1 protein-coding gene is annotated in these 310 nt (G+C 63.2%); it reads right to left on the minus strand.

What is annotated here, in order from left to right; all coding sequences use genetic code 11:
* On the minus strand, positions 1-310 hold a 310-nt coding region (locus tag E4K09_RS14070; protein ID WP_425293844.1), incomplete at both ends, for an ABC transporter ATP-binding protein.

Below are 310 nucleotides of genomic sequence, written 5' to 3' on the forward strand. Positions count from 1 at the left end.
GTCCCTCGATGAAGTTCATGGCCGGCGATCCGATGAAGCCAGCCACGAACAGGTTCCTGGGCCGGTCGTAGAGTTCGAGGGGCGCGCCGATCTGCTCCACGATGCCGTCGTGCATGACCACGATCTTGTCGGCCATGGTCATGGCCTCGATCTGATCGTGCGTCACGTAGATCGTCGTGGTCTTGAGGCGCTGGTGCAGTTCCTTGATCTCGACGCGCATCTGCACGCGCAGCTTGGCGTCGAGATTGGACAGCGGCTCGTCGAAGAGGAACACCTGCGGGTCGCGCACGATCGCCCGCCCCATGGCGAC

It is taken from the genome of Microvirga pakistanensis (genome assembly GCF_004458765.1).
Classification (GTDB): domain Bacteria; phylum Pseudomonadota; class Alphaproteobacteria; order Rhizobiales; family Beijerinckiaceae; genus Microvirga; species Microvirga pakistanensis.